Source organism: Eggerthella sp. (assembly GCF_048329335.1).
GTDB lineage: Bacteria > Actinomycetota > Coriobacteriia > Coriobacteriales > Eggerthellaceae > Eggerthella > Eggerthella lenta.
In genome coordinates this window covers 1-2743 of record NZ_DBFEGU010000095.1, presented here as the reverse complement: position 1 = coordinate 2743, position 2743 = coordinate 1, and the positions used below count along the sequence as shown (strand labels likewise).

2 protein-coding genes are annotated in these 2743 nt (G+C 65.5%); both read left to right on the top strand.

Annotated features, from left to right (window positions below; genetic code table 11):
- Positions 1–141 precede the first annotated feature (141 nt).
- On the top strand, positions 142–360 hold the full coding sequence (locus tag ACMO6A_RS03050) for a cation transporter (protein ID WP_009306953.1): 219 nt from the start codon (positions 142–144) through the stop codon (positions 358–360).
- 196 nt (positions 361–556) lie between these two features.
- Positions 557–2479, top strand: coding sequence for a heavy metal translocating P-type ATPase (locus tag ACMO6A_RS03045; RefSeq protein WP_009306952.1), 1923 nt, complete (start codon positions 557–559; stop codon positions 2477–2479).
- Positions 2480–2743 lie beyond the last annotated feature (264 nt).

Below are 2743 nucleotides of genomic sequence, written 5' to 3'. Positions count from 1 at the left end.
GGACGACCACGTGTACACGATGCTCGCCCAGGGCATGACCCATATCTGCGAATAAGCCCCGCATCGACCGCGGCACGGGATGCTTCGACTCCGCACCGCGCGCCCCCGCTCGCAACAACGCCGAAACGAAAGGACACCGCCATGCGAAAGGCATTCAAACTCCAGGATCTCGACTGCGCAAACTGCGCCGCGAAGATGGAGAACGCCATCAAGAACATCGAAGGCGTGAAAAGCGCCTCTATCAGCTTCATGACGCAGAAGCTGGTGTTGGAAGCCGACGACGACCGCTTCGAAGCGGTGCTGGACGAAGCTCAGCACGCCTGCAAGAAGTTCGAACCGGACTGCGTCATCCTGCGCTAACTTCGGCTTCGCGTATCCTATCCCCTCATCCATAACGAGCGAAAGCCGATGTCATCCTGAGCGAGCGCAACGTGTTCGAAGGATCCCGCGCAGTGTCAGCCGGCAGACTTCCAGCTACCGCCGCGCGGGATCCTTCGACTCCGCGCTGACGCGCTCCGCTCAGGATGACGAACCCCGAACTGCAAGGTTGGAGATCATGAACAAGAAACAGAAACGCACGAGGAACCGCATCCTCCTCGCCATCGCGCTGTTCGTCGTCGTGTACGTCGTGGCGGAGCTGCTTCCGCTGTCGACGTGGCTCGGCAGCGAGACGGCGGCGCTATGGGCGGAGTTCGCGCTGTTCCTCGTCCCCTATCTCATCGCCGGCTACGACGTGCTGCTGCGCGCGGCGAAGAACATCGGCCACGGCCAGGTGTTCGACGAGAACTTCCTCATGAGCGTGGCCACCATCGGCGCGTTCGCGCTGGTGCTGTTCCCCGACAGCGACCCGCACATGGCCGAAGGCGCGGCCGTCATGCTGTTCTACCAGGTAGGCGAGCTGTTCCAAAGCTACGCCGTGGGCAAGAGCCGCAAATCCATCGCCGACATGATGGACATCGCGCCCGACTTCGCCAACGTGGAGCGCGACGGGCAGCTCGTGCAGGTGGACCCCTACGAGGTGGCCGTGGGCGACGAGATCGTCGTGAAAGCCGGCGAACGCGTGCCGCTCGACGGCGTGGTGCTGTCCGGCACGTCCCAGCTGGACACCGCTGCCCTCACCGGCGAGTCGGTGCCGCGCGAAGTGCGCGAGGGCGACGAGATCATCTCGGGCTGCGTCAACATGACCGGCCTCATCACCGTGCGCGTGACCAAGCCCTTCGGCGAGTCCACCGTCAGCCGCATCCTCGAGCTCGTGGAGAACGCGGCCGAGAAGAAGGCCAAGACCGAGAACTTCATCACCCGCTTCGCGCGCTACTACACCCCGGCCGTGGTGGGCATCGCGGTGCTCTTGGCCGTCGTACCGCCGTTGCTGCTGGGCGGCGGCTGGTCGGACTGGGTGCAGCGCGGGCTCATCTTCCTCGTGGTGTCGTGCCCGTGCGCGCTCGTCATCAGCGTGCCGCTGTCGTTCTTCGGCGGCATCGGCGGCGCCTCGCGCCTGGGCATCCTCGTGAAGGGCAGCAACTACCTGGAAACGCTCGCCGGCACCGAGACCGTCGTGTTCGACAAGACCGGCACGCTCACCGACGGCTCGTTCAACGTGGTGGCCATCCACCCGCAGGCGGGAATCGACCCCGACCGCCTGCTGTCCATTGCCGCGCACGCCGAAGCGTATTCCAACCACCCCATCGCGCTGTCGGTGAAGCAGGCGTACTCGGGGCCCATCGACCAGCAGCGCATCGACGACGTGCAGGAGCAGAGCGGCCACGGCGTGCGCGCGAAGATCGACGAGCACGTAGTGCTGGTGGGCAACGACAAGCTGATGAGCGAATGCGGCGTGGGCTGCCACGAGTGCGAGCTGACCGGCACCATCCTGCACGTGTCGCTTGACGGCGAGTACATCGGGCACATCGTCATCGCCGACGTCGTCAAGCCCGACGCAGCCGAGGCCGTCGCCGCGCTGCGGGCCGCGGGCGTGAAGAAGACCGTCATGCTGACGGGCGACCGCGCCGACGTGGCGGCCGCCGTGGCGAAGGAGCTGGGCATCGACGAGTTCCGCGCGCAGCTGCTGCCGCAGGACAAGGTCGCCGAAGTGGAGAAGCTGCTGGAGGAGACGCATGCGCACGGCTCCGGCAAGGGCAAGCTCGCGTTCGTGGGCGACGGCATCAACGACGCGCCCGTGCTGACGCGCGCCGACATCGGCATCGCCATGGGCGCGATGGGCTCGGACGCGGCCATCGAGGCGGCCGACGTGGTGCTCATGGACGACAAGCCGTCCAACATCGCCCGCGCTATCGGCATCGCCCGCAAGACCATGGGCATCGTGTGGCAGAACATCGTGTTCGCCCTCGGCATCAAGTTCCTCGTGCTGGTCCTGGCGGCCGTGGGCATCGCCAACATGTGGCTGGCCGTGTTCGCCGACGTAGGCGTTGCCGTGATCGCCATCCTGAACGCCATGAGGGCGATGAACGTGAAGAAGTAAGCCGCTTGCGTCATCCGAGCGAATCGCCCGTGCCGCCCCGAGAGAGGCGGCGCGGCACGTTGCAGAAGGGTCGCAGCGTCGCATCATCGCCCGAAAAACACGCTAGAAGGCCGTTTTGCGTGTTTTTCGGGCGATGATGCATCTTTCGATGTCGATGTTTCACGTGAAACATCCGTTCGGACAGGCCTGCGACGTCCGGGGAAACGTCGCAGGCAACGGTACGGTGCCCGTGTCGGGGGTCGGATCGGGGGGCGTGGTATGGTG

Excerpts from the sequence above, each read along its gene's own strand:
- ACMO6A_RS03050 (WP_009306953.1), top strand. The coding sequence starts at position 142 with ATGCGAAAGGCATTCAAACTCCAGGATCTCGACTGCGCAAACTGCGCC.
- ACMO6A_RS03045 (WP_009306952.1), top strand. The coding sequence starts at position 557 with ATGAACAAGAAACAGAAACGCACGAGGAACCGCATCCTCCTCGCCATC.